This is a genomic window from Thalassotalea algicola, assembly GCF_012932965.1.
Taxonomy (GTDB): Bacteria; Pseudomonadota; Gammaproteobacteria; order Enterobacterales; family Alteromonadaceae; genus Thalassotalea_F; species Thalassotalea_F algicola.
The window spans coordinates 719,065-744,449 of the sequence record NZ_JABBXH010000001.1; the positions used below are offsets into that span (position 1 = coordinate 719,065).

Consider the following 25,385-nt stretch of genomic DNA (forward strand, 5'->3'; position numbering starts at 1 on the left):
CTTAATCCTTACCTTGCGTTGCGATATTGTCAGCTGGTATTTCAATGCCAGCTCGCCTAATTTTCAGTTCGACTCCCGCTAGCCAACGTTTTGCTAATTCGTCATCTGGTGTTAGCGCCAAGTACGCTAAATAATGCTGTCGAGCCTCAAGAAATCGCCCGCGGTATAACTCAAGCAATACAGCATAGTTGATATGCGCTTCTGGATAATTGGGCCAAATATCCAGCGCTTGACGATAGCTTAGCTCGGCTTGAGCAAAGTCTCCCGTTAAGCGTGCAATTCGTGCGTTCACTTGGTGGGCATAAGGATTAATTGGGTTGATACTAATGGCCTTAGATACGTAGCGCTTAGCCTTAATCAAGTCGTCGGTAACTTTGATTTCACTAGTGTTCATAACAATCAGCGCTTTATTTACATAAGCACCTGATAGTGTTGGCTGTGCGGTTAGTACTTGATCGAATAGCAGTTCAGCTGCCTGCCATTTTTTATCTTTCATCAGCATCAGCGCACGATTGTATTTAGCTTTATCTTCAACTGAGACAGTTGCTAGGCGTTGCTCAGCTTGCACAAGGTAGCGATTTACTGAATTTTTCTCAATGTTATTGCCAACCGCTAAAGTTTTGCCATCAGCATCTGGCGCCTCTTTAACGCCAGAATTAACGTCGACCATATCAACAATATCTTGCCCTACAGTACTTAAGCTTTTTTCTGGCGACTCAGGCGCAATAGTACAGCCTTGCAATACAAGAAAAGCGGTAAGAGCAAAGCTTTTAAGATAAGAAGCGCGTTTAATGCATGGCTTCAATAACATCATGAGTTCGCTCCTGTTTGTTGTATAGCGCTGGCGCTAGTTCAGCCAAGGTAGAAAAGCTTTTTTCTATCCAAGGGTCGTAGATATCTTGCCATGCTCTTTGTGCATTACTGGCATGAATTTCAATCGCTTTTTCTTCAAAAGGATACGCAAGCTCTTCCAGCAAAATTTCATATTCTTCCAGCGCTAAATCATCAAGGTCACCCGGCCGCTCTGACTCAATGACATCTTTTGCCAATTGACGGTACATTTCAGCTAAATTGAAAGTGGCTTGTGGCACATATCGCGCCAGTTGAAAATCAAGCACTTGCTGATAATAGTTAATCGCTTGCTTCATTGCCTGTTGCTTACGCTTTAAACTCTTTTGTAAAGGTGCTTTAAGTTTGCGCCATCTAAATGTTTGTTGATGAACAACGCCTAGACCAAAGGCGGCAGTAGACGCTAACTCAATAGCTCGAGCTTGAATAGCTTGTGGTGCCTTTTTACGTTGAAGTTGATGATATTTAAGTATTTTCCTAAACCAGAAATAGCGTTTGTTTGGCTCTTGGCTTTGCCGATAAAATTCGCTCATTTTAAAGCGCACTTCTTGGGCAATATCAAACGGTTCCGGGTAGGCGTGCGCGTAGGTTCTATAGTTAATCAGTGCTTTTGTGCTATTTCCCGCTTTCAAGTAGTAATCTGCTGCTGTATACAGTGCTTCTTGTTTTAATGCTTTCTCAGGCTCACTTGCTACTATAACTAACAATTGCTCCGCTGCTAACTCCCACTGCTCTAACGCTTCATAAGATTGAACTAATTTGGCAGGAATAGACGCACTATACTCATGATTTGGATAGCGCTTTAAAAATGCCTGTAACACTTCAATGGATTGTTGCCATGATTGATTCGCCAACAATAAGTTGGCGGCATCAAATTCAGCTGTGACGCGGTAGCTTGATTCTGGAACAATTTGACCAAGACGCAAGAAATGCTGAACTGCGGCATGCGGCTGTCTTGCTTTAAGCATTTGCCCTTGGAAATAGATACTTGAGGCAAGTAACTTTCGCATTTTTGGCCAAATACTTTCTTGTTTATTTACATAGAAAAGCGCTAATTCATAAGCTTGCTCTGCCTGCGAATAAAACTTACGTTGATAGTAACCATTTGCCGATAATTGCGTCACTATTTGAACTTGTTTAAGTGCTTCTGGCGCTAAGTTTGTTGCATTTACGTTGCTAGCGGTGTGTGACGCTAATACATATTCTTTCATTGTCTGCAACTGACGATAGTCTTGCTTATCAAATGCGTACTGAGCAGCATGGGTTGCTAATACGAGCGAGCGTTTGTCATTTGGGTATTGATCAATAAATTGCAAATCTAAGCGATTACGTTCAACGATAAGTTCTTGATAGAGATTACTTTCCTTGTCTTGTTCAGTTGTGCTTAATAGCGCTCTAACGGTTAGCGTTGTAGCATAAGCTGCTTGTAATTTTAACGACTGGTGCATGCTGGCATCACTTTTAGTGAGGTAAGCAATATCTTGGTAACTATCCAGGGCCTGTCGATAGCGCTTAGCTTCAAAATTGGCTTCGGCAAACAGATACTCATCAGGCAGTAATTCCTTGGTTAGCAATAGCTTTGCCTTTGGTAATTTAGCTAATGCTAAGTAAATAGCGAGACTGTCAGCAGCATCTGCAAAGGCGTTTATTCGCTCAACACCCGCTTGTTGTTCTTGGGCATGCGCATAAAGTCGTCGACTGTGTTCGTCACTAAACTGTATAAGATGGGGTAATACTTCTTCTTGTACTGAAGAGTTAGCCTGTTGCCAGAATACGCTGGTTAATCCATAACGATTAACATAGTTGTTTTTCAGCTGATGCATCGCGGAAAAACGACCTTGGCGGTGATACATATCGAGTAATGATAAAGAAAAACGTGCTGCCCACAACGTCTCTGGCGCTAAATCAATATAAGCTTGATAGGTAAGTTCAGCATCATGCGTAAGCTCTTTTTTAATTAGAAAGTTTGCTAAGTTGTCGAAAAGTACATGTTGATACAGGTAGATAAAAGGCAATGCTTGCTGCGAAGTGACTAACTGAGTTAGCGATTTGGCTTGCTGTTGTTGGCTCAGCGATATACTGAGTACCCGCTGCGTATCAATTAACAAGTTTTGGTATCGGCTATCGAGGTTTTCAAAGGCAAAACTGTCTGGATAAGGGCGTTGTTTTTCCTCTGAGATTATCGACTCTATTACTTGCAAAAAAGCGACGTTGCCCTGTGATAAGCGATTTAATTTAAACAAGGCCCAACCAGACATATAAATACTATTTACTAGGTATTTACTGTTTTCTTTGGCGTCAATGACCTGTTGATAGGCCGACAACGCCGTCGTGTAATCTTGCAAATTAAAGTAAATTTCACCGCGTCTAAAATTTAATTCAGCAAGATACTGAGTTTCAGGAAAACGTGACAATAAAGACTCTATTTCTGCAAGGCTAGCATCAATATTACCTTGCAGATCTAACGCTTTAGCGAGTTGATATTGAATATCTTCGTTTTCTTTGCGCGTAGGGTAATTTTTAAGTAGCTGACGATAATCAATGATTAGCTTTTGTAGTGCTTGCTCGTCGAATACGCCATTACCAGAGGTTTTAATCGTGTTAGCCTGCTCGCTGTCGTCATCAGCAAACAGTTTCTGTTCAAAAACTTGAGTGTTAATTTGTGCTAAGCGATATTCAACGTTGGTTCTTATTTCAGGGTCTGGCTCCAGGGTAAGTAATTGCTGATAGATTTCCGCCAACTTTTCAGCTCTATCAGCCTTAGCCATTTCAAAGGCCTCTAACTGTATTTCCTCACTATTTTGCGCCAAGTCAGACAAAGTTGCTCGCGATTGCTCAGGCTTGTCGCTAGTAAAAGTTGCTAAGCAGCCGGTCATTAGTGTGCAAGTCGCGACATAACAAACCGGACGAAGAATCTTTTTTATCCTGTTAGCCAGCATCATAGTCGCCCTTTATCTTGAGGTGGCGAGATAGGTACAGTTCTAGGAATCATAGGCATTAATTGCGACTCAATGCGCTTATCCACTGTCGACATTTGCTCTAGCACAGCCGCCATTTCATGCCTAGCGGTTAGCAGATGTTGTTGGAGCAATTGACGCTGCCCCATAGCATACTGATAAACCTTCTGTCGGAGAGTATTGCTGGTAACGGCTCTTAAATCACTTAGCTTTGTTAATAATTCGGTAATTTTGTCATTGCTTTGCAGGTGGCGCTGTTCGATAGATACTAAAAGATTTTCGGCACTAGCTAATGTTTCAAAGCGTTGTTGTTGCTGCGTTAATCGACTAAGTTGTTGTGCTATCTCTGCTAGCTGCTTTTTGTGCTGCCATAATCGTATTGGCATCTTTTGCGATAAACGCCACGTTAAAACCCCTTCAACACGACTTAACCTCTCTTGGTAGTCCTCAATATTTCGCTGTCCATCAATGCTAGAAATAAGCTGTTTGCTCTTCTTGATTCTTTTCAGCCAGTCGGCTTCTGTTTGCGAGGAAAACCTTTGTACATCGTAGTCTTGCTCAGCTAACTCTACGACTTGTGAAAGGCGCAGATGTTGGCGCTTTAATTCGGCAATAAGTTCTTGGTGCGACTGCTGTTGTTGGGCTACGACGATCTCAGATTTTCGCTGCTTATTGAGCTTGATGGTATCGGCTAACCAATGGCTTTTTTGCTGCTGTTGACGTAAGTGCACACTGAGTAAATCCAATTCTTTTAAATATTGAAAATCTGTTTTTAGTGAAGGGTCAAGCAAGGCTTTTTGCAGCCATTCATCACTACTGAACACGTTTTGTTTTTTAAACAGTTCCAGTGTGCTGCTTGGCTGATTTTCTTTAACAGCGGTATCGCTAGTCAACTTTGGCATAACAAAGTCGAGCAAATTATCGGTGGCTAGAAAGCGTTGCTGAAAGTCGTTTAAATCGGTTAAACGCTGCAGGTAAAATTGTTCTGCTTGCTCATAACTTGCAAGGCCTTGTGCAAGTGATTTTTGCTCTGCAACTTGGCCGGCGAATAGCACAGCTGATTGCCATGCCAAATTAGAGTAGGGATATTGCTTTTGCATTAATGCTAGTAGTGTTAATGCAATACTATATTGCCCATGTTTTTGTGCGGCATAAGCGAAAGTAAACAATGCCGACTCAGTATAAGGGCTGTACTGTGGAAATTCCTTTAATTCATAATAGGCTGATTCAAAACGCTGTTGTTTAACATAGAGCTGGGCTAATAAAAGCTGGGCATAATCATTAACGGCTTGTTGTTGGGTTTCACTGTCGCTAGTTGGCTCGTCTTCATCGAAATATTGGCTTGAAAAAGGGTTGAATAATAGCTGCCAAAAGTTCTGAGTTGTCGCTTGCCATTCTTGGTTTTTGATGGCGACAAGCATAGCTTCACCGCGTTCAAAATCACTATTTTCTATCGCTAATAATGCTTGGTTTAATGTGATGTAGGCAGTAGACAATGGCATTTGTTCGGCATTATCGGTAACTAGATTTTGTTCAGCGAGAACAGTCGTTGATAGTTCTGGCTGTTCAGGCCAATAAGCAATTTGGCTTAATGTGTAATATTGCTCATAGTAAGCATTAGCCAGTGTTGCTCCATTCGAAAGCGAAGTTACCTTGGCAAGCGTTTGTTGAGCGCCTAACCTATTACCTTGTTGAACCTGCTGCTCTGCTAACTGTAAACGGGCAATTAACATAAGTTCTTGTGGCGAAGTCGCTGAACGCTTGTCTTTTTTTGACTTAGCATCGCTTTGCTTAGCTAAGCTTTTACGTTGTGTTCTTTGTGCTTGTTCTAGGGCTAATAATGACTGGGTTGCTTGTTTATGCATGCCAACAGAGACCAACAACCCTGCTTCAAACAACTGGCTCTTCGGAGTATTCACATTAAGTTCAGCACTAAAACGCTGGCGATTTAAACTAATTTGCCTTAGCGCTTTACCGTAATCACCAGAAAAATAATAAAACAGTGCCTGGCGATAAAATTTGTCAGCGAGCTCAGTGTCATCATGTGTATTTTCGGTGCCGATTGCCCTGCCAGAAAAGGCCAATATTGCCAAAAGCGCAATACCGGTGATCTTAAGCAAGTTATGCAACCTTAACGACATAGTTAACCTACAATACCCACTGTTCAACTTGGACATCAGCACGATACGTTGAAGTATTATCAGTAACTTTTAGTTCAATCATTACTGTTTCATCGTCTTTTTCGAATTGATGAGTAACAGCTCTTTGTGCTGCTCTACCTTCGGCATCTTCGCCGGTAAATATGGCGGTTAGTTGATGTTGTCCTACTTTCAAATTACCTAAATAAACTTGTTGAATACCGCCTTGCTCTAACGCTTTTCGTTGCCGCTCTGTATAGAGAAAACCAGTAACGTTTTTTTCATTTATTTTGAGCTCAACACTGTCGATAGTGAAAAAACGTCCAACATCAACCGAAACAAAAACTGCGACTTGAGTGCTGGCAGGAAAGAGTAAGTCTTCTTCTAAAATAAACAGCTCACGATTAAGTTTTAATACTTGGCTTTTTATATCTTCAAGTGCTGAAGATAAATTACTATTCGATTCGTTATTTGCATTAGCGGGCCCCTCATCATTGGCAAACACAGTCACTGAGACTAGCGCCATGAACATCGCAACGAATGAAATTTGCAGTTTAAACATTTTCATATTTTTACCTTGCCTATCTACACTTAAAAACAACGATTCAAGAAATGCACTAAAAATAAATACTTATAAATGCGCGAATTACATTGGCAGAAAAACCGTATAAGGGCTCTTCCCCTATGCCTGCATCAGCGGTAGCGTCTCTAAAATTGTTGTAGTTAAAATCTATATAATCCCATTGCAATGTCGCTTCTGAACGCGTGTCACCAATAGATAAGGACTCTGGTAACAAATAAGTCACACCAACGCCAAGGGTAATATCATCAAAATCACTTAATTCTTTATCTCTTGCCAGATAATTTTGCGCATCTTGGTAAGGGAACAAATCACTATAAAACTCAGCTTGGCTTTGCTGGTAATAACGCGCTTTGACTTCAAGCTCTATATTGTCGCCAATAGGATGTCGATACCCAATTTCGATATCACTGGCGTCAATCTCCCAGCTATCGCTAAAGTAACGATAATGAAATAAAAGTGCTGCGCGATAAGGCAAGTAATAGCTTGCTGAAAGCTTAGTGGCAAAGGAGTTTCGAGTTTCAGGGTAAACCTCTGCCTGATAGCCAACGCCAGATGGGATAGAGCTGTCGACAAAACGTACCGTACGATACGGATTATTTAAATAACCTTTGTCAGCGACCGCTTCAATACTAAGGTTAGCGACTAACTTACTTGTCAGTATTTGATTAATTCCAGCGCGTACTCGGTACTGCTCACTTTGCTCTTCAAAATTATCATCGCCATTACGTTTTATTTCGTTATCACCATATGAAAAGCCAAGGCTTAAATTGGTTAAATCACCAAAAGTATCTTGTGATACGTTGACACTAAACGACTGTGCCAAATAATCATCCTCGTCACTTTTTCTCAGGTTTAAGGACATCAATGTTTTATCGTTAAGATATTCAACACCAAGCTGCCCTTCGTGACGCTCTTCACGGTATGGGCTTGCAGTACTGACTACGTCAACAGACGCAGAGGAAATGGTATCTAAATAGTAATAAGCGGTCACAGCAACGGACTCACTGGCTTTTTTTCTCAGCAAAACCGCTGGACCGTCAATTGTCATGCCACCACCTTCATAGCTATGGTAAAGCACGTCTGCACGATCGGGTTCCAATACTGCAGCTTGTCCGGTGAAAGTAAGCATTAAGCAGGATAGAGCTCCAATGACTTGCAATAGAAAACGAAATTTAACTTTAATTGCAACCACAGCCGCCACCTCCAGTTCCTTCTGCGCCACGTGCCGATTCACGACCTTCCAACACGTGAGCAATGTGCATATTGGCTATTGGATGACGAGCAAGGCGCATAATCGGATCTGCTAAAAATTGTCTTTCATAAGGCTTTACCCAGGGTTTTGGCGGAAAACTCGCACAACCTGACAAGCTAATCAAGGAAATGATTAAGGCAACTTTTACTATTAATTTAATTACCATATGTTACTCGTTATTCTCGGATGAGCTTTTTAATTGCTTTAGCGTATTTTTTATCAAAGCCATCTCGGTAACCTTGATAAACGTAGCGCACAACACCATCACGATCGACAATGACTGTTGTTGGCATCGCTTCAACTTGATAAGTTTTAGACAGCGCGTTAGTTTCATCGAAAAAGATGGAAAAGCTTAGATCGAGGTCTTTCAGAAAATCTCTACCTGCCTGATTTTCTTGTTCAACATTTATGCCCCATACCTTAACGCCTAAATCTTGGTACTTGTCTTGAAGCGCTTGTAAAACTGGCATTTCTTTTCGGCACGGACCACACCAAGATGCCCAAAAATTGATGAGTATTATATTACCGCGTTGTTCGGTTAAGTTCAGGTTTACCCCTTGCATATTTTTAAGGGTAAAATCCGGTGCAGCTTGGCCAACATTGAGCGCATGAGCATTCATTGACATTACTATGGCTAATACAGCTAACGCACTTTGAAACCACTTTTTATTTAACAACATAGACTTTCCTTAATCGTTTCTTATGGCTACTTGAGCGTTAAAAATAAAATGACAGGCCAGTGACAAAATTCAAATTATGCGTCGTTTTCGACTCACCAGTTACTTGCGTATCCAATACGTAATCACTCATGGCGATGTCCCAGGCAACCCAGTCATTAATAAATACTCGGTAATTCGCAGTGATATTTACGGTAAACTCGTCGTCACCGGCAAATTCGGTACTACCACCACCCACTTCAATGGAAAAAACACTATTAAGTACTAAGTCTTTAGTGAGGAATATTTCACCGGGTAAAAAGTTATAACCAATATTTAATCCGTAATAGGTAAAGTCGCGTTGGTCGTCCGTTAGCAAAGGGGCTGCGCTAACTAGTTTTTCAAAACTGGTTTCACCTGCTTCTGCTTGACCATAACGTGCTTTAACATAAAAATGCTCATTAATGTGGTATCCAATATGGCCACTTAGCCAAGCGTTACTTTCAAAATCTTCTATTGAGATAACTCCAGCTTGAATGCCTATTTCAAAATCTTCAGTATCAAGCAGATCATCCAGAATTTCCCGACGTTCAACATCAGCTTTCGCCTCAACCACAGGCGCTTGTGATTGTTCATTAGCCGTGACTGTTTGAGAATATGCACTAAATACTAGTGTACTCATTGCCAGTACTGGCACTAAAAAAATACGCTGAAACCTATTTTCCATGTTTGAATCTCTTCATTGTCATCTCGGTCGGTTAATGCCAACGAGAATTTATATTCGGCCCGAATTAAAAAATTACGAGCAAGATGATATTTAACGCCGGCTGCTGCGCTCATTAGTGTGCTATCACGCTTTTCTGAGTCTGCCAAAACGCTATGTGGTTTAGTATCAATTATGCCAGCACCCACACCTATATAAGGCGTAACAATTAAGTCAGGGAGAGGCTGGCTAATTAACATGACCTCAAATAAATTGCTGTCTGAAATATTGCCAAGTGCTTTACCTGCAGAAATTTCGGCGCTAAACACTGGTGTGAAATGATAACCAAGGTAAATGTTATAGAAGTTTGCCCCTTCTAAATCACCGTACATTACACCACTTTCAATATCGCGATTTTGGAAGTCTTGCCATGATATTTCTGTCTGAGCTATTGCCTCACCTTGTTGACTTAAGCCAAAAAGATCATCTTCATGCAGCCAGCCTTCATTGTCCCTTTTGTCCTTAACTTTTAGCCAAGAGGTACGATTTACCAGTACAGTCACCTGTTCATTTTGTTCGATAACATGAACTACAGGATAACCAGCACTCGGGCCAGAATGTAATTCAACAAATGGCACTTCAATTCGAAGATTAACCAGACCTTGTTTTGATTCAACTATGTTTTTCTCAGCAGTTTGCTGCGCATATAATGAAGAACTAAACAGCGAACATGTTAAGGCGCAAACCAAGGCAGCAGGCATTAAACTCATTTTTGTTACTAAAATTTTAAACATATGTCCCTGTTTTATCATTTACTGGTTCAGTCTTGCGGGTAAAATGGATTGTTATAATACTGGCCGCCAATATCCAACCATTCATTAATCAACTTCAATTCATCTAAGCTCAACATATTCTGATGCGTTGTATTGTTTATCACCTCGAAAAAACGATCGCTTGCTCTAGCGCCAGCTGTCGATAATATTGCGGGCACACCTACCGTTGTCAGTACTGGAATTAGGTTCCCTTGTGCATCTAATATAAGCTCGCCGTCACTATCAACTTCAAACACGACATCACCATTTTCATCGAGCACTTCAACTAATCGGTCAACTAAAATACCATCAACTTCTTCAAGCTCTACATCGTTAAACATCAACTCTCGATAGCTGGTAAAGTGCGCGGCTTGATCACTCGATGGTGTGGAAGTTAACTCAAGCTGTCCGGCTGGTACTTGGGTCACGCCATCGGCATCAACAATGTTATGACAACCGGTACAGGTATTATCAGCGATTAATTCTTGTGTTGTCTCGTCTATAACAGGTCGAGCTGCTTCCCAAAGTGGCTGAATATGATCTGGGTAATTTATTTTTAAACGACAATAAGTTGTCCAGCTATTAAAGCATTCACTACCTTCGGGTGCCGGTGTTACCATATTATCGTAGCTATACTCTAGTGCTGGGTTTACCACAGAAATGGCTGGATTAGTCCATTTGTCTTGATAGCGAATATCGGCAGACAAGCCCATTAAACCATTCACCATTTCATCTGCTTGTGCCATGGTTTGCCCTTGCACAGGAATAATGTCTTCACTGGCATTTGGGAATGCTTCACCACCCAAGGCGCCTTCATTAATGCTTTGTGCTTGTGCGTCAATACGCCCATGGGGAAGTTGGCTATTAGCCGTGTGACAACCATTACACTCTAGTGTTTCACCAGGCCTTAACGTAAGCCACTGACGATGACGACCTGTAATACGCTGTCCATTAGCATCAAGTACACTAAGTGCCAATGGGATATTAGCTGGTACTTTTACTTTAACAGAGCCGTCGGGTTGAATCGGGGCATAACCGATAATTTCACGCATCAGCTGATTGCTACTGCGGCCGAAATCAGTATTGTTAATGTCTCTTACATCATCAGGTGGCATTGGCACACCACGTACAATACGTAAAAATCTTGCCGGCAAATTGGCAGCTGGGGTTAATGAGGGATCACTGAGTCGTGCAACACCTTGTGGGTTATTTGTACTAGCGGTAACGTCTTGACCGTCAAAATCATAAACGCTACGAATATGAATAGCGGCAGCTAGTTCTTCATGAAGTTGAGCGTCCAATTCATTGCCAATAGTTTTATCTGCAATAAAATTTTTCGGCTGTTCTGTTGGCTGCATCACAAACGCTTCAGTGATCATATTTCCTTCAGAGCTCGCAGCAACAAGCTGCTGGGTATTATCACCATTGTTAAGCAGCCATAATTCGTACAAAGGGTCGGCAAGCTCAAACTCTCCTTCGATAAGCTCTTGCTCAGTAAATTGTCCACAACCTCTGATTTGCTCTTCTACGATAACGCGACAAACATCCCAGCTCATCAGGTAGCGGTTGCTACTATCTGGTAACGGAGTTAAGTGATTTAATCGGCCTGTAACCGAAAGTTCTGACGAAAAGTTAAAATCAAAACTATCGTTTAACGAGAGATCTTGTATCGCATTGCCTGCTGCACCTGAGCCGACCGCTGCTTGTGTATTGTCAGTAAAGTCATTGATATTTAACGTGACCGGTCGTTTTTGATATAAGGTTTCATTCTGAGAACTAAGTAACATCAACAGTTCACCACTTGGTAGCTGTTGTGGCTTGATATATTCAATTCGGGCACTCTGTTCATCAAAAAGGATTTGATGAGAATGCCAACCAAACACCAGTTGATTATCGGTACCATCAGGATTCATTCTGTACAGGTTTATTCCATGGTTACCGCCCATCGCATCCCAACGGCTATACAGTACACGGCCGTCTTGTAACACTAGCGGGTAAAAGTCATGACTTAAATTAAAGGTTAATTGCTCAATGCCAGTGCCGTCAGGGTTCATGACATGTAGATTAAAGGTCTCGTTATTTCTGCTTTCATCTAACGCGGTATATTGTGGTTTACCTTCATCTAACAATATTGCTCGCGATAAACGTTGGCGTGTCGATGCGAAAATTATGCGGCCATCAGGTAAAAATGATGGCATTAAATCATCACCTTGCTCGGCTATTTGATCACTGACAATGAGCCTTTCTAAAATTTTTGTTGCATGCTGATACCGCCAAATATTCCAGTGTGGTTGCTCATCTTCGTCAGCCCCTTCAATTTCAGGTGCTCGAATAGACAGCAACAATTCTTGACCATCATCTGAGACGCTAATATCACGAATATCTATACCTTGTTCATCGCCAAAGAGCGACTGAGTTAAATTTGTGACAGGTGAATCGGCAAAGGCGTTATTTTTTATAAATAAATGGGCGCCTGCATTAAATTGGGTGGGGTTATAGGGATTAAAGCGAGCAACTTCACTGTTTTCTTGGTCATCTTCATCTCGTTGGGTAATGATACTACGCTCAATGAAAACAACAGGGTATTCAACTAATATAGGGTCTGGTTGTTCATCTCTAATGGCGGTTTCAGTATCACAACCAAATAGCAAAAACAGGGCTAAAATAAGTATTACTTTGGAGCCAAACTGCGGCATTTTTACCCTTCCCTATGTATCATCCTGAACGAAAATATTCACTTGCAAAAGTGTAATATTTCTTGACATTATTGCCGTCTAGTCGCAGTGTTTCAACTGTTTTTATTGAATAACTTTTAACCACTCTGGGTTATTAAGCGAATTCAAATAACGCTGTCGGCGTTATAGCATGCTGATTTATTTATCATTATTAGAAATTAAGCCATATTAATTTTTATCCTGATTTATAGCTGAAATAATTGTAAGGAGACAGTATGAACATGAAGTTCCGAACAGATATACGACTAATTTCGTATAAATTTTCACATTTGCTTTCTAAATTACTTTCAAATGAACCAAAAATTTTTGTGAATCATTTTGTTAAGCTGTCCCTTTTATTTTTTTCTGCCTTTTTCTTTACCTCTGCCAATGCCGGCACAATTGAACAAGCGAAGCAATTGCACGATAGAATTGCAGGAGTACCAGCTTCACAGTCAGCGTTATTGGAAATTGCCACGTTACTCGATAATAACCAACCAATAGAAGCCGCCTACAAAGCGATGGAAAACCCCGCGTTTTATTCCACTACCTTGAAGCTTTTCGCAACACCATGGACCAATATTGAACAAGATATTTTCGCACCATTAAATGATTACAGCGCAACAGTAATTGGGGTGGTTAGAGACGATGTAGATTTTAGAGAAATACTGCAATCAGATATGATTTACGTGGGAAAAGCCAGTCTTGGCTTGCCTGCATACAACAACAATAACAACAACCATTACCAAGCACTAGAAGATCAATTCATTGATTTATCTGATGGATTAGAACGTACCACACAATCTAGTTTGAACGGCTTACCACCACAAGCAACTGCCGGAGTACTTACCAGTCGCGCAGCTGCCAAAGCATTCTTTTATCTAGGCACCAATCGAGCAATGCTGCGTTTCACATTAATGAATCATTTGTGTACTGACCTAGAGCCACTAAAAGATAATTCATTACCACCTGATCGCATTAGACAAGATGTTAGCCGAAGTCCTGGTGGCGATAGTCGGTTGTTTATTAATAATTGCTTGGCGTGTCACAGCGGCATGGACCCATTAGCACAAGCCTTCGCTTATTATGAATATCAGTTTGATGGCAATGCCGACCCTACAGGTGAGTTAGGTGCTATTACTTATAACCAAGCCGGCGTAATTGATGCTACAACCGGTACTAGAGTGCAGCGTAAATACCATATCAATTCGACAACGTTTCCCTATGGCTTTGTTACACCAGATGATCAATGGCAAAACTATTGGCGTGAAGGGAGTAACCAAAAACTGGGTTGGGACCCTAGCTTAAGCGGTAAAGGAAGTGGGGCCAAATCATTAGGACAAGAGTTGGCCAATAGCCAAGCATTTGCTCAGTGCCAAGTAAAAAAAGTATTTAATACCGTATGTTTACGAGATGCTGAAAGCGAAGCCGACTTGGCACAAATCAATGCGACTACTGACTCTTTCAAACAAAATGGTTATCAATTAAAGCGCATATTCGCTGAAGTTGGTAATTACTGTATGGGAGAATAATAATGAACTTCTATACGCTTAAAACTGACATGATAAAAGCGCTCTCCATTGTATCATTCTCGTTACTAGTCACGGCCTGTGGAGGCGGTGATGTTGAATCAAACCCTCCCAAGCAGCAAGATCCGCAGTCAGATGAATATACCGGTCCTGCGCCAGCTACAGAAGATATTCAAAAGTATAAAACAGCGCTGTGGGACAATATTTCTACTACAGATAAATGTGGTGCCTGTCATACAGTCGGCAATCAAGCGCCTTATTTTGCGAATCGAGAAGACGTTAACGACGCTTATTCCGCGACCAACCCGCTAGTCGATTTAACCAACCCCGGAAATTCACGGCTCGTTGAAAAAGTCGAAGGCGGGCACAATTGTTGGTTAGCCAGTGATAGCGCCTGTGGTGAGACCATGGAACAGTGGATCAAGCTTTGGTCTGATGACCGAGTTAGCCAAGCCAATACCATCGAGCTTACTGCTCCTGTTATTAGAGAGCCGGGCTCGAGCAAAAACTTCCCTGATGACCCATCTTTATTTAACTCGCATGTTTATCCGCTTGTCAGTCAGTACTGTGTAGATTGTCACAATGAGTCCTCTGATTTTGCCCAATCACCATTTTTTGCAAGTAATGACATAGACCAAGCGTATCAAGCCGCCAAGCAAGTCATCAATCTGGATGATCCCGCGCAGTCTCGATTAGTGGTTCGTTTAGGCAGCGAATTTCATAATTGTTGGAGTAATTGCCAAAGCGATAGCATGGAAATGCTCAATGCTATTACCGCATTTAGCGACGAGATAGCAGTAGATGCAATTTCCCCTGAAATGGTGATATCAAAGTCATTGCGCTTAACAGACGGTATTACGGCCTCTAGTGGTGGGCGATTCGAGTCAGACATAATCGCTTTGTACCAATTTAAAACCGGTGAAGGCAATATTGCCTATGACACCTCGGGCATTTCACCAGCAGCCAATTTAACTTTAACGGGTGATGTTGAATGGTTAGGCAGTTGGGGGCTTTCTTTTACTAATGGTAAAGCACAAGCCAGTACTGCAAGTAGTAAAAAGTTACTTGACTTAATCACCTCTACCGGAGAATTTTCCGTAGAAGCTTGGGTAACACCCAACAATGTTGTGCAAGAAGGGCCTGCACGCATAGTAACTTACTCTGCTGGCGATAATGATAGAAACTTTATGTTGGGGCAAACTCAATATAACTATGATTTTTCATTGCGTACACAAGACTCCAATACTAACGGCGATCCCGCACTTAGCACGCCAGATGCCGATGAAGTATTACAAGCAACACTGCAGCACGTTGTTATCACCTATAACGCCACTCAAGGCAGACGTATATACGTTAATGGCAATTTGATTGAAGTGACTGATCAAGACATTGCGCCACTAACCGCATGGGATGATAGCTACGCATTAATATTGGGTAGAGAAGCGTCCAATCAGCATGTCTGGCAAGGGGATATGCGTTTGCTTGCTGTTTACAACAGAGTGTTAACCTCAGAACAAATTCAGCAAAATTATGATGTGGGTGTAGGCGAGAAATTCTTCCTACTATTTTCGGTAAGTGAATTGATCGAATTGCCCAATAGTTATGTGATGTTTGAAGTGAGTCAATTCGACAATTACAGCTATTTATTTAGTGGTGCATCTTTAGTTAATATTGATGGTTCAAGCCTATCCAGTAGTTTGCCATTAAAAGGCATTCGCATTGGGCTAAATGGTAAAGAAAGTATTCATGGTCAAGCTTATGCTAACTTAGACCTAACAATAAATGGTGGGCAAAGTTTAGCGACACCAATGAGCTTGTCGTCGCTAGGCACCATTATTGGCCTAGAAAAAGGTGCCAGCCAAGATGAGTTTTTCCTCGCCTTCGAGCAAATAGGCGAGCACACCAATGTCTCTGTTCCCGGAGAATTTATTAGCCCTGATGAAGTGCCATCTTCGAGCGAAACCGCACAAATTGGCCTAAGAAATTTCGCCGAAATTAATCACACGATGAGTAGCTTAACCGGCGTTAATCAAGCCAATAGCAAAGTGTTTGATACCTACCAATTAGTGAAACGACAGTTGCCTAGCATTGAAAATATTGAAACCTTTATTTCAGCGCAACAAATGGGGGTAACGCAATTGGCGATCGCCTATTGTGATAGCGCAATCGAAGATACCAACATACGTAATAGTTGGTTCCCAGATGTAGACTTTAACCAACCACCTGCAAACGCCTTAAGCGCCGCAGAACGTGGCAATTTATTAAATCCATTGATTAATCGCATGATACCACTGAATTTAGCTAATCAGCCGGATACCTCTGACGTTTACAATGAATTGGATAGTTTAGTTACTCGACTATCTGTGTGTGATGGCGCTTGCTCTGCAGAACGTACACGAACCATTGCCAAAGCAAGTTGTGCAGCGGTACTAGCGAGCGCTGTGGTGGTGGTTCAATGATCAGCGCATTGATTCAATTAAAGGTTCAAACAGTGATGGAATCTTTTGGTTTAGAAAAGAAAGGAAGCAGTATGTGTAATTTGACCTTTTTTCCTTCGCATTTTTTAACGTTAAATAAACAACAGGGGCAAGACAATGAGTAAACCAAAGCACCTTCACCCTGACGCTCCCTTATTATTTGCCGATCATAAACGGCCGATGACTCGCCGAGATTTTATTTCGACAGGATTACGCACTGGTGGACACGCCATCGCAGGGCTATCGTTATTTAGTTTGTTTGCCAACCCAAACAAAGCAAATGCTGCGCTGTCACCAGATTTAGATGCACTGCGCGACTCTTGCGGCATTAATGTGCAAGGCGCTGGCAAAATACCTTTTATCAGTTTTGATTTAGCTGGTGGCGCCAATATCGCAGGCTCAAATGTGTTAGTTGGCGGTGCCGGAGGGCAGCTAGATTTCCTTTCTACTGCGGGCTATAACAAATTAGGTTTACCAGGTGATATGGCACCGTCCATTGCCAACCCTACGACAGGTTTATCCGATTTTATTAACACCGAACTTGGTTTAGCGTTTCATTCAGACTCCTCGTTTTTACGCGGTATTTTAGAAAAAACCAGTGCTGAAACTCGTGCACTAATCAACGGGGCTGTTATTCCAGCCCGCTCAGATAATGACACCGGTAATAACCCTCATAATCCGATGTATGCCATTGCTGCAGCAGGCGCAAATGGTTCATTGATGCCATTAATTGGCTCGCGTAGCACCGACTCCGGCGGCAACTCAATGGCACCTGCAAACTTTATCGATTTGAGTATGCGACCAACCAAAATTGATCGTCCTTCTGATGTTACTGGACTGGTCGATATTGGCGATTTATTCAGTTTGCTTTCGCAATCAGACTCAGTTGCCGTTATGGAAAGTATTCAGCGAATTAGCGCACAAAAAATGAATTCGGTTAACAGCCAAGTGACCCGTGACGACGTTATTAAAGACTTAGTCAATTGTGGCTATGTAAAAAGTGCTGACTTAGCCGATCGTTTTGGCGACCCCTCTACGTTAAACCCAGTACTCGACCCTGATATCGTCGGTCCTGGCGGTATATTTTCCCTCGCTGAATTTGACAGTGAATCGGAGTTTCAAAAAACCGCTTCTATTATGAAGCTCGTGGTTAACGGCTATTCTGGAGCCGGCACAGTGACGATGGGCGGCTTTGATTATCATACCGGTGAACGTGCCACTGGCGAATTACGTGACTTAAGAGCCGGCCGCTGTATGGGCGCTTGTTTAGAATATGCTGCCAGACGCAATATGCCTCTAATGATGTACGTATTTAGCGATGGCTCTGTTGCCAGTAATGGCCGGATTGACGATTCGTTAGAAGGCAGAGGAAAAGGCGAATGGACCGGCGATAATTCATCGACAGGAGCATCGTTTTTCTTAGTATTCAATCCTACTGGACGCCCGCAATTGATGGGCGCTGACGCCGAGCAAATGGCGAGGCATCAGCAGCTAGGCTTTATGCGCTCAGATGCCTCGGTCGATACGGCATCTGCGCCATCGGCTAATAATGTAAACTTGTTGGTTGATACGGTATTGCTTAACTACATGGCGCTGCATGGTGAACAAGGGCAGTTTAATGCCGTTGCCCCTAGGCAAGGGCTAGGTAGTGCTACTATGTTAGATGCACTCACCGCCTTTCAACCGATTGTTTAAGTGTCGCTACTTACGCGGTGTGAACTCTTCTAACGCTGACATTGCCGCTTCTGCTTTAGTCGCTTGAACAAAGATATGATCGTGATAGTAAGCTGCAACTACATTAGCACTTATGCCCTTGGACGCTAATTTGCTTGCCACTGCTGCAGTCAGCCCAACAGCTTCTAAGCTAGAGTGAACAGTGAGTGTTATTTGGCTATAAGTGCCCTCAAAAGACAGACCGTTTTTTTCAGCTACAGACTTTTCTAAAATCAGAGTTAAATCCTCAGGTTCGATAAACGTAGCAACGGGATTTAACTCTACATAGTCGATGAGTGCACCTGACACAGTGCAAAATACAAACTCTGACTCTACTAATTTTGGACTCATCGAACGCAGTAGTTTGTCTAAATCAGTGATTCCTGACATTTTGATTTCCTCTTATATTACTATCGCCCCAATAAGGGATTGATAATGTTTGGCTAAACTACCTAGCTAAGCGGAACATAGCCAAGCTGCTAGCAGTCCCGTGCTTAACTGGCTTATTAGGTGAAGCGATTCTTCGGTGGCTCGCCTTTAATAAAATGAACAAGAATAATTAAAAATATGCTTGTTCCAAAAACAATCCAGTGCCAAATCTCATTTAACGGTTCAACATAGATAAGACTGACGAAATTAACTATCCCAAATAGCAGCCAAGCTACCCAGCCTTGCCAAACGAGTGGAAGACCCCAAGACCAACTTCCCTTGTTGAGAGATTTAAACCAATACACTTTCTCTTCCATGAACGTTTCCTATTAAAATTAAACTGAACTCTTCTTCTCAGCTCATGTTCAACTATCGCCCCAATAAGCGGTTGATAATATGACGCTATTAAAACTTTTTCGTTATTATTGTAAGCAAATTACTCATGTGGCTATAAACCTTCGCTTGAAGTAAAGGACATGTGAAACTATCAACCAGTCATAGCTAACACTTACCAATTCCCAGCCTTCACGACCTGCGTTTTCACAGGTTCTCTGTATTTCAATATGTTTGCTTGAACGGAGCCGGAATAACCCTCCAATTACTTTATATTCGAAATTTAATGATCAATGTTATGGCGAGCAAGCTAACGCCTTGTTATGTAGATTCTTTAAACCAAAATTCTACTTCATCGGTTTCTACTTCAAAACGTGCCGAATGCGCTACGTGTGCTGGAACATGATACCATTCACCAGTTGAAATTCTGTTTTCAACTCCATTCATCGTAAGTATCAATTCTCCGCGGGTTATTACACCATGATTGTCTGTATCATGACTATGCAATGGTATGGACGTTCCTGCTGGATAAGATGCAAACAATACGTCACTATCTTTGGCTTCAAGTTTATATGCATCGAATCGTCCATCATACAAAGGTAGACTTTTAATTCTATTTGGATACTTCCCTGACATTACAAATGACTCCTTGAAATACAAACGCCCCACTAAGAGGCTTTTAATTGTTGGTTAAAATGTGAAGCGAAGTGGAACCGAGCAAACTGTTAGCAGTCCCGTGCTTAATGCGCTTGTTATGTGCTTTCTTTCTTGCTAAATAATTTAGAAAGAATAAATAACCCTGCAAATGGTGTAAGGAACATACCCAATAAGAACCACATCAAAATATCCCTACTTGTTTCTTTCGCCCAATATGCGCAAAAAACACCAAAGCAAAACCCTGTTAATCCTAACGTAGCAAACTCATTTTCCATTAAAAATTCATCCTTGTTATTTATCGTGTTCAAATTTATAAGTGCAATCAATGAAATGCACATAACGCCTTGTTAAGGGGCTGATAATGTTTGGCTAAAATGTGTAACGAAGCGGAACCGAGCAAACTGTTAGCAGTCCCGTGCTTAATGCGCTTGTTAGGTGTTTTTATTGCACAGGCTCGAAGGCTTGTAAAGACGGTGACTCATCTTTAGCTCCCATCTGAAATAAGTATAAATTTTTATCGCCAACAAAATGGACTTGATGGGAGTTTAAAAGGTTTATAATTTTATTACGCCATATAGGTATGCTTTTTTTATAAAACTCATTACTGACTTTTGAACCAAAAGGGTTACTCGCGTGGAGGATAGCCCCACATTTTTTATAAACTTTAATAAACTCCTTAGGGTTTAAATATATGTCATCGTGTTTTAAATTGAATTGCGACTTTACGCCTGGAACAGCACTTTTATCTTGAGAAATCGGTATTGGAAAATATTTTGGATTTACTTTAGCCATATCTTTAAGCAGGTATTCTGCATTCCAAAATTCTTGAAATTTTTTATATTCTTGGGAATAAAGCTCTACATTTGAAACTAAAGAACCAAACGCAATTTGCTCCAAAATTTTTCTAAGCTGTAAGCATGCTGATTCTAAAACAGTAAGCTCTAGGTTCGTTCCTGAAGCATCGGCGAACAACTGGTCAATAACGGATGTTCTATATTTAATATCCTTAAGGATATTCAGGTAAAGTTCATAACCCTTTTTCATTCGTGCTCCATGCGCTGAATTACGATAAACACCTAACGCCCTAATAAGGGGCTGATAATAGCTTGCTAAAATGTGTAGCGTAGCGGAACCGAGCAAGCTGTTAGCAGTCCCACCACTTAATTGGCTTGTTAGCTGTTTTTTACCCACATATTTGTCATACGATCACCAGCTAGCCATTGCTCATATGTGAGCATATTATCCCATGACTCTTCGTTAGACATTCGCTCTATGTTCTTATCTTGTAAATTCTGGAATTCGGCGAACTTTTTCGCTTTGACAGTAAAACCTTGTCTGAATTTTGGAGGCTTTGAATCGAAGTCATTTGAAGCGTCGGGAACAAATAATATTTTTGTTTCACCATCAGTATTGAATGTTAAATCAATTAACTCACTATCGTTTTTTAATACAACATGCCTTTCCGCTTCAATGTACTTATTCTTAATATACCAAATTTTAAAGCCAAATAGCTTTTCACCACCATGTTCTTCAATGTACTTTTCTACATTCATTTCACATGTGCACTGTCTAGACCATAATTCAGGTTTTACATCAAGAAATACAGGACTTTGTGTACTTAGTTTTCTGCAAAATGAAGCTACTTTCTGATCAATTTTCGGTGGTGTGGTTAATGTTTTTCCATCAAAATGCACTTAATTCTCCCTGAAACAGATAACGCCCTAATAATGGGCAAAAAATTGTTGGCTAAAATGTTGAGGAACGAAAACAGCAAACTGCTTTTTGTCCTTATTAATTAGCTTGTTATGTGTAAATTACACTTTAGCTGATTTGATTTCTTTAACGGTACTTATAGACATTTTACCCCACAAGAAAATGCCTAAAAGGCCTAAACCTAATAAAGAGTAATATTTAATATCACTTAAATCTGCGCTAGTTTTAAAAATAACAAAGGTATACCCAATTAAGAATATTGCGAATAGTGGAATAGTTACTATTGCAGCTATAATTTTGAATTTTAGTGATTTGCGATCCATCGTGGATATTCTCCTTTACACATAACAGTATATTATGTAGACGTCTCAGTAATATCCATCTACGATTCTTTCTTTAAATTAACAGAAAAACCCAATAATTCAATTCGTTAAGTTCATAAAAACTACTTTCATTAGCGAATGCAGGGGGATTATTGAGACTTCATCGTAATATCCAGTCACTAAAACTCTAATTTATTTTCTATTATCAATAAATTACAGAGGAAGTTTTATCTCCGCTGGGGATTTACTGAGAATTATCAGTAATATCCTAGGAACAAACTAGATGTCTAAATTGTCGGGGAAATTACTGCAGGCCGTTAGATGCATGCAAGGTCTGCTTATTGTCGATAATAATCGCCTCATATTCTGGCAAGCGATTTATGAGTGCCAAGCCTTGTTGTAAACCTTTAACAAAAACTGCCGTTGAAAGCGCATCAACATACGTTGAGTCTTGGCCGATAATGGAAACACTGACCACCTTACGCGCGGAGTCACCAGTTTTTGGGTTAATAATATGATGGTAACGTACGCCATCTTCCATAAAATAGCGTTCATAGTCGCCTGACGTTGAAATGGCTTCGTCAGTAAGGGGCAGGTGAACTGCGGCTTTATCTTCTGCTCTTGGGTGCTTGATTCCTACATACCAAGGTCGACCGCGACGATCACCTAACAAGCCAGTGTCGCCGCCAGCACTAACTAAGGCATGCTTAATTCCCTGCTTGCTAAGTAATTCAATGCATTGCTTAACCGCATAGCCTTTGGCAATACCGCCTAAATCTATTTTGATTTGCGGATGAAGAAAATAAACACTGGAGTCTGCTGTATTTAGCTTAATGCCTTGATAGTTAATGGCGTCAAGCGCATCGTTAATTGCTGTCTGGTTTGGCTTTTGTTTTTTACGATAATCGTATTGATAACCAATAGATGCATAAGTAATGTCAAAAGCACCTTCCGTTAGCTGGGCGATGTTATGCGACACTTGCAAAAGCGCCATTAATTCACGGGTTATTTTGACCGGTTGAGTGCTCGCTAAACGATTCACCTTACTTAACTCACTGTCTGGCTTGTAAGGACTCATCGCCCGATCGATTCGATTCATTTCCACTTCTATAATCTTTACTAACCGCTCAGCAGAGTTTTCTGGACTAGTTGCCTCGTCAAACCAAAACTCAACATGGGCTTGGGTGCCCATGACTTGAAAGCTGTGCTTAATCCACTGTGCAGATACAGAGTTACTCGCAAGCAACATGAAGGCAAATAAACAAGAGAGTGGCGTGTTAAATAGAGAAGAGTGCATCGTTATAGAGTTAGAACTACGAGTAGAATAGTTAAGCAATAGGATGACTTTAAAGCATTAGTGTGTAAATCCCAACTCCCTTTTGTCATCACTACACTAATGCTAGGTTAATACACTTTTACCAATGACTAAAAATACCACTCTACGGCAAGTTGCATATGGTCATCTTCTCTAATGCTATAAAGCAGGTCGGTTGGCTCGGTACTTTGCATTAAGCGAATGTCTAAACTTACTTTAATGCTCTCACCAACGCGGCGATTACCTTCAAAAATAAAACTGTAGGCATTGTGGTCTAAATCGGCACTCATGCCCATTAATAGTTCACTGCTTTGCATATCATTAAAGGCAAGGCGAGCCCCAAAATAAATGTCGTTTTGGACACTTGCTGCCGGCGTGTTGTCATCACCTTCGCCGCGCGAATCCCAGCCATACTCCACAAGTAAACCTAAATCTGCTGCCGACTCAAACACGCCAACGTAGGTGTATTCAAAGCCGGCTTGTGTTGCCCAGAAATCGTCTTGTTCTGTGGTGCGATAAATACTTTCAAACTTCCATAACCAGTCATCTATCGTTGCTTGAATATCGACGCCAAATTGATCCATTTGGTTGTAATATTGCTGCAAAACTATCGGTTGATTGGTATTACTTTGACTATAAACTGGCGTTAAAATTGGCTCACGATTTGTTCCGTGAAACCAGTAAGCACCAACATCAAATACATCAACACTATGGCTCCAACGAATAGCACCATCCAGATGATTTTCTTCTGCTGACGATTCATATTGCACGTGTTCGTCACTAACCACTATAGCGCCGCGTAATCGGCCTTTTTGACCAGTAAAAGTTCGCTCCCGAAAGCCGGGCAATACATATAAATCAACTATACCCCAGTCATTAACGAGCGATAGGTTAATCATTTGCTGGCCAAGTTTATCTTCACCATCAAAGTCTTCAACACTGTCAGTTTGATTAAGCACATCTGCTAGATGTTGAAACTCAGTGACGCCCCAAAATTCTTTGCGAATACCAGCGCGCAACTCCCAATCATCACCCGCATGTACATAAGATAGCTCTCGGATATCACCATGGCTGCGTTCGTCATCTTGCCCGTCATAACGATAATAAGGCTTAAAGGTGATTGAGTCAGCACCATCGCCCCAGCTCCAATAAAACTCAGGCTCAAGATAAACAGATGACTGACCGCTTTTTAGCTGAGAATCAAACTGCCCTTCATTAAAAAAGTAACGTTGCTCAACACCTACTTTTCCAGACAGTTCAAATTCTTCCGCCTTGGCAATAAAGCTAATACTCATCAGCATTAGCGTACTGGTTAATGCCAGTACGCTAAGTGCTTTTGTTAATGGATAAGCTACTTTCTTCATAGCTTATCGCGCACGCTTTAGGGTATTGCGGTTAAAATCACCATCAACTAAGCCCGTTTTAAACGCGTAGTTTTGCCATTTTAACGTAGTACTTTTACCACTTTGGTGGTTAACCATTTCAGCCGAGTCTGCACGCCAATACTTGTTTAAATATTGCTTATAGTCACTATAAGATAAGGTTTTTAACAACGAGTTTTTGCGATCATAAAAGTCAATCTTTTGAACGCGGTATGCTTCTTTATCAATCCACACAATACGACGGGTGTAGCCTGAATTTTCATCTACCGGAAATTGCTCGACCATAAAGCTATCTAAGCCATTGATTTGTTCGTCACCTAAATAGTTATAACGATACTTTTCCACTTCAAATGAGCTTAAATCTTCAAACGAAAACTCTGAGCCCATAAAAGGTCCCGACTTATTACGAGACGCAATGCGTTTTACGCGTTTTAGCGAGGGTAAATATAGCCATTGGTCATCGTTACCTACTGGGTGAGAAAAACTTAAAAATGACGTACCTTTAACATCTCGTGGTTTGTTAAAAATAGTTAAACTTTTATCGCCGTCATCAAGCAGTTCTAAGGTTTTGGTTTTAATTTCCCTTACACTTTCTTGGCCCTGTTTATTGCGCAGTACCATTTGCATGTCAGAGGTATTATCACTCCAACCGGTGTCACGCGCTTTTGCTTCTACTGATATCTCTAATCCACGAGCGGCAGCCGCCTCTTTATCTAATGGCACAGCAAATGCGCTTAACATTGTCATACTTAACGCTGTGGTTAATACCAGTTTATTAATTGATTTTACTAACATCTTTTTCTCCAAATTCTATTTTGTCGTGCTGCCGGCATATTTCGTGGCAGCACTT

The 25,385-nt window shown here is 41.2% G+C and carries 24 protein-coding genes; 4 read left to right on the forward strand and 20 right to left on the reverse strand.

All coding sequences use genetic code 11. From position 1 onward, the window contains the following. Position 1 precedes the first annotated feature (1 nt). Genes HII17_RS03305 through HII17_RS03350 form a run of 10 tightly spaced genes read right to left on the reverse strand, consistent with a single transcriptional unit; the run spans position 2 to position 12,646 of the window. Positions 2 to 814, reverse strand: a complete 813-nt coding sequence (locus HII17_RS03305) for a tetratricopeptide repeat protein (protein ID WP_169073874.1) — start codon at positions 812 to 814, stop codon at positions 2 to 4. Continuing rightward, positions 789 to 3,791: a tetratricopeptide repeat protein gene (locus HII17_RS03310; protein ID WP_169073875.1), complete on the reverse strand. Its 3,003-nt coding sequence runs from the start codon at positions 3,789 to 3,791 to the stop codon at positions 789 to 791. The genes HII17_RS03305 and HII17_RS03310 overlap by 26 nt, the downstream gene beginning before the upstream one ends. After that, the gene (locus HII17_RS03315) at positions 3,788 to 5,947 is read right to left on the reverse strand and encodes a tetratricopeptide repeat protein (RefSeq protein ID WP_169073876.1); all 2,160 of its coding nucleotides are present in this window, start codon (positions 5,945 to 5,947) and stop codon (positions 3,788 to 3,790) included. The genes HII17_RS03310 and HII17_RS03315 overlap by 4 nt, the downstream gene beginning before the upstream one ends. Before the next feature lie 7 nt (positions 5,948 to 5,954). Continuing rightward, a complete protein-coding gene (locus HII17_RS03320; RefSeq protein ID WP_211185231.1) occupies positions 5,955 to 6,512 on the reverse strand; it encodes an AraC family transcriptional regulator in 558 nt (185 codons plus the stop codon). A gap of 49 nt (positions 6,513 to 6,561) precedes the next feature. Then, positions 6,562 to 7,656 carry a DUF3570 domain-containing protein gene (locus tag HII17_RS03325; protein ID WP_169073877.1) on the reverse strand — a complete coding sequence of 365 codons (1,095 nt, stop codon included), beginning with the start codon at positions 7,654 to 7,656 and terminating at the stop codon, positions 6,562 to 6,564. Positions 7,657 to 7,705: 49 nt separating this feature from the next. Continuing rightward, positions 7,706 to 7,945, reverse strand: coding sequence for a DUF4266 domain-containing protein (locus HII17_RS03330; RefSeq protein ID WP_169073878.1), 240 nt, complete (start codon positions 7,943 to 7,945; stop codon positions 7,706 to 7,708). 10 nt (positions 7,946 to 7,955) lie between these two features. Beyond that, on the reverse strand, positions 7,956 to 8,459 hold the full coding sequence (locus HII17_RS03335) for a TlpA family protein disulfide reductase (protein ID WP_169073879.1): 504 nt from the start codon (positions 8,457 to 8,459) through the stop codon (positions 7,956 to 7,958). A gap of 37 nt (positions 8,460 to 8,496) precedes the next feature. Beyond that, on the reverse strand, positions 8,497 to 9,162 hold the full coding sequence (locus HII17_RS03340) for an outer membrane beta-barrel domain-containing protein (protein ID WP_235938622.1): 666 nt from the start codon (positions 9,160 to 9,162) through the stop codon (positions 8,497 to 8,499). Beyond that, the gene (locus HII17_RS03345; RefSeq protein WP_169073880.1) at positions 9,132 to 9,932 is read right to left on the reverse strand and encodes an outer membrane beta-barrel protein; all 801 of its coding nucleotides are present in this window, start codon (positions 9,930 to 9,932) and stop codon (positions 9,132 to 9,134) included. The genes HII17_RS03340 and HII17_RS03345 overlap by 31 nt, the downstream gene beginning before the upstream one ends. A 26-nt stretch (positions 9,933 to 9,958) precedes the next feature. Then, positions 9,959 to 12,646, reverse strand: a complete 2,688-nt coding sequence (locus HII17_RS03350) for an HzsA-related protein (RefSeq protein ID WP_169073881.1) — start codon at positions 12,644 to 12,646, stop codon at positions 9,959 to 9,961. Positions 12,647 to 12,900: 254 nt separating this feature from the next. On the opposite strand from HII17_RS03350, the gene HII17_RS03355 reads away from it, so the two are divergent. The 4 genes from HII17_RS03355 to HII17_RS03370 are packed head-to-tail and all read left to right on the forward strand — an operon-like array spanning position 12,901 to position 18,365. After that, on the forward strand, positions 12,901 to 14,196 hold the full coding sequence (locus HII17_RS03355) for a hypothetical protein (RefSeq protein ID WP_235938623.1): 1,296 nt from the start codon (positions 12,901 to 12,903) through the stop codon (positions 14,194 to 14,196). A 2-nt stretch (positions 14,197 to 14,198) separates the two neighbouring features. After that, positions 14,199 to 16,652 carry a LamG domain-containing protein gene (locus HII17_RS03360; protein WP_235938624.1) on the forward strand — a complete coding sequence of 818 codons (2,454 nt, stop codon included), beginning with the start codon at positions 14,199 to 14,201 and terminating at the stop codon, positions 16,650 to 16,652. Further along, entirely contained in the window at positions 16,649 to 16,795 is a 147-nt protein-coding gene (locus HII17_RS03365; protein WP_169073882.1) for a hypothetical protein, read from the forward strand. Before HII17_RS03360 ends, HII17_RS03365 begins: the two co-directional genes overlap by 4 nt. Next, positions 16,788 to 18,365, forward strand: coding sequence for a general secretion pathway protein GspF (locus tag HII17_RS03370; RefSeq protein WP_169073883.1), 1,578 nt, complete (start codon positions 16,788 to 16,790; stop codon positions 18,363 to 18,365). Before HII17_RS03365 ends, HII17_RS03370 begins: the two co-directional genes overlap by 8 nt. Before the next feature lie 6 nt (positions 18,366 to 18,371). Here the strand turns inward: HII17_RS03370 and HII17_RS03375 are convergent, their stop codons facing one another. From HII17_RS03375 to HII17_RS03420, 10 genes are all read right to left on the reverse strand, one after another. Next, positions 18,372 to 18,773 (reverse strand): ACT domain-containing protein, encoded by a 402-nt coding sequence (locus HII17_RS03375; RefSeq protein ID WP_169073884.1) that lies wholly within the window; start codon positions 18,771 to 18,773, stop codon positions 18,372 to 18,374. 116 nt (positions 18,774 to 18,889) lie between these two features. Further along, on the reverse strand, positions 18,890 to 19,129 hold the full coding sequence (locus tag HII17_RS03380) for a hypothetical protein (protein WP_169073885.1): 240 nt from the start codon (positions 19,127 to 19,129) through the stop codon (positions 18,890 to 18,892). Between the two features lie 337 nt (positions 19,130 to 19,466). Then, positions 19,467 to 19,781 carry a cupin domain-containing protein gene (locus HII17_RS03385; RefSeq protein WP_169073886.1) on the reverse strand — a complete coding sequence of 105 codons (315 nt, stop codon included), beginning with the start codon at positions 19,779 to 19,781 and terminating at the stop codon, positions 19,467 to 19,469. A gap of 116 nt (positions 19,782 to 19,897) precedes the next feature. Further along, positions 19,898 to 20,077: a hypothetical protein gene (locus tag HII17_RS03390; RefSeq protein WP_169073887.1), complete on the reverse strand. Its 180-nt coding sequence runs from the start codon at positions 20,075 to 20,077 to the stop codon at positions 19,898 to 19,900. Between the two features lie 166 nt (positions 20,078 to 20,243). Next, positions 20,244 to 20,993 carry a hypothetical protein gene (locus HII17_RS03395; protein ID WP_211185232.1) on the reverse strand — a complete coding sequence of 250 codons (750 nt, stop codon included), beginning with the start codon at positions 20,991 to 20,993 and terminating at the stop codon, positions 20,244 to 20,246. Then, a complete protein-coding gene (locus tag HII17_RS03400) occupies positions 20,975 to 21,496 on the reverse strand; it encodes a hypothetical protein (protein WP_169073888.1) in 522 nt (173 codons plus the stop codon). Before HII17_RS03400 ends, HII17_RS03395 begins: the two co-directional genes overlap by 19 nt. A gap of 120 nt (positions 21,497 to 21,616) precedes the next feature. Continuing rightward, positions 21,617 to 21,838 (reverse strand): hypothetical protein, encoded by a 222-nt coding sequence (locus HII17_RS03405; RefSeq protein WP_169073889.1) that lies wholly within the window; start codon positions 21,836 to 21,838, stop codon positions 21,617 to 21,619. 304 nt (positions 21,839 to 22,142) lie between these two features. Further along, positions 22,143 to 23,135, reverse strand: a complete 993-nt coding sequence (locus HII17_RS03410; RefSeq protein WP_169073890.1) for an FAD:protein FMN transferase — start codon at positions 23,133 to 23,135, stop codon at positions 22,143 to 22,145. 128 nt (positions 23,136 to 23,263) lie between these two features. Beyond that, a complete protein-coding gene (locus HII17_RS03415) occupies positions 23,264 to 24,517 on the reverse strand; it encodes a hypothetical protein (protein ID WP_169073891.1) in 1,254 nt (417 codons plus the stop codon). Between the two features lie 3 nt (positions 24,518 to 24,520). After that, the gene (locus HII17_RS03420; protein WP_169073892.1) at positions 24,521 to 25,330 is read right to left on the reverse strand and encodes an outer membrane lipoprotein-sorting protein; all 810 of its coding nucleotides are present in this window, start codon (positions 25,328 to 25,330) and stop codon (positions 24,521 to 24,523) included. Between the last annotated feature and the right edge of the window lie 55 nt (positions 25,331 to 25,385).

Excerpts from the sequence above, each read along its gene's own strand:
- HII17_RS03350 (WP_169073881.1), bottom strand. The coding sequence starts at position 12,646 with ATGCCGCAGTTTGGCTCCAAAGTAATACTTATTTTAGCCCTGTTTTTG.
- HII17_RS03340 (WP_235938622.1), bottom strand. The coding sequence starts at position 9,162 with ATGGAAAATAGGTTTCAGCGTATTTTTTTAGTGCCAGTACTGGCAATG.
- HII17_RS03335 (WP_169073879.1), bottom strand. The coding sequence starts at position 8,459 with ATGTTGTTAAATAAAAAGTGGTTTCAAAGTGCGTTAGCTGTATTAGCC.
- HII17_RS03355 (WP_235938623.1), top strand. The coding sequence starts at position 12,901 with ATGAACATGAAGTTCCGAACAGATATACGACTAATTTCGTATAAATTT.
- HII17_RS03380 (WP_169073885.1), bottom strand. The coding sequence starts at position 19,129 with ATGGAAGAGAAAGTGTATTGGTTTAAATCTCTCAACAAGGGAAGTTGG.
- HII17_RS03315 (WP_169073876.1), bottom strand. The coding sequence starts at position 5,947 with ATGTCGTTAAGGTTGCATAACTTGCTTAAGATCACCGGTATTGCGCTT.
- HII17_RS03310 (WP_169073875.1), bottom strand. The coding sequence starts at position 3,791 with ATGATGCTGGCTAACAGGATAAAAAAGATTCTTCGTCCGGTTTGTTAT.
- HII17_RS03405 (WP_169073889.1), bottom strand. The coding sequence starts at position 21,838 with ATGGATCGCAAATCACTAAAATTCAAAATTATAGCTGCAATAGTAACT.
- HII17_RS03305 (WP_169073874.1), bottom strand. The coding sequence starts at position 814 with ATGATGTTATTGAAGCCATGCATTAAACGCGCTTCTTATCTTAAAAGC.
- HII17_RS03370 (WP_169073883.1), top strand. The coding sequence starts at position 16,788 with ATGAGTAAACCAAAGCACCTTCACCCTGACGCTCCCTTATTATTTGCC.
- HII17_RS03325 (WP_169073877.1), bottom strand. The coding sequence starts at position 7,656 with ATGCTTACTTTCACCGGACAAGCTGCAGTATTGGAACCCGATCGTGCA.
- HII17_RS03410 (WP_169073890.1), bottom strand. The coding sequence starts at position 23,135 with ATGCACTCTTCTCTATTTAACACGCCACTCTCTTGTTTATTTGCCTTC.
- HII17_RS03375 (WP_169073884.1), bottom strand. The coding sequence starts at position 18,773 with ATGTCAGGAATCACTGATTTAGACAAACTACTGCGTTCGATGAGTCCA.
- HII17_RS03365 (WP_169073882.1), top strand. The coding sequence starts at position 16,649 with ATGATCAGCGCATTGATTCAATTAAAGGTTCAAACAGTGATGGAATCT.
- HII17_RS03415 (WP_169073891.1), bottom strand. The coding sequence starts at position 24,517 with ATGAAGAAAGTAGCTTATCCATTAACAAAAGCACTTAGCGTACTGGCA.
- HII17_RS03385 (WP_169073886.1), bottom strand. The coding sequence starts at position 19,781 with ATGTCAGGGAAGTATCCAAATAGAATTAAAAGTCTACCTTTGTATGAT.
- HII17_RS03320 (WP_211185231.1), bottom strand. The coding sequence starts at position 6,512 with ATGAAAATGTTTAAACTGCAAATTTCATTCGTTGCGATGTTCATGGCG.
- HII17_RS03330 (WP_169073878.1), bottom strand. The coding sequence starts at position 7,945 with ATGGTAATTAAATTAATAGTAAAAGTTGCCTTAATCATTTCCTTGATT.
- HII17_RS03360 (WP_235938624.1), top strand. The coding sequence starts at position 14,199 with ATGAACTTCTATACGCTTAAAACTGACATGATAAAAGCGCTCTCCATT.
- HII17_RS03420 (WP_169073892.1), bottom strand. The coding sequence starts at position 25,330 with ATGTTAGTAAAATCAATTAATAAACTGGTATTAACCACAGCGTTAAGT.
- HII17_RS03345 (WP_169073880.1), bottom strand. The coding sequence starts at position 9,932 with ATGTTTAAAATTTTAGTAACAAAAATGAGTTTAATGCCTGCTGCCTTG.
- HII17_RS03390 (WP_169073887.1), bottom strand. The coding sequence starts at position 20,077 with ATGGAAAATGAGTTTGCTACGTTAGGATTAACAGGGTTTTGCTTTGGT.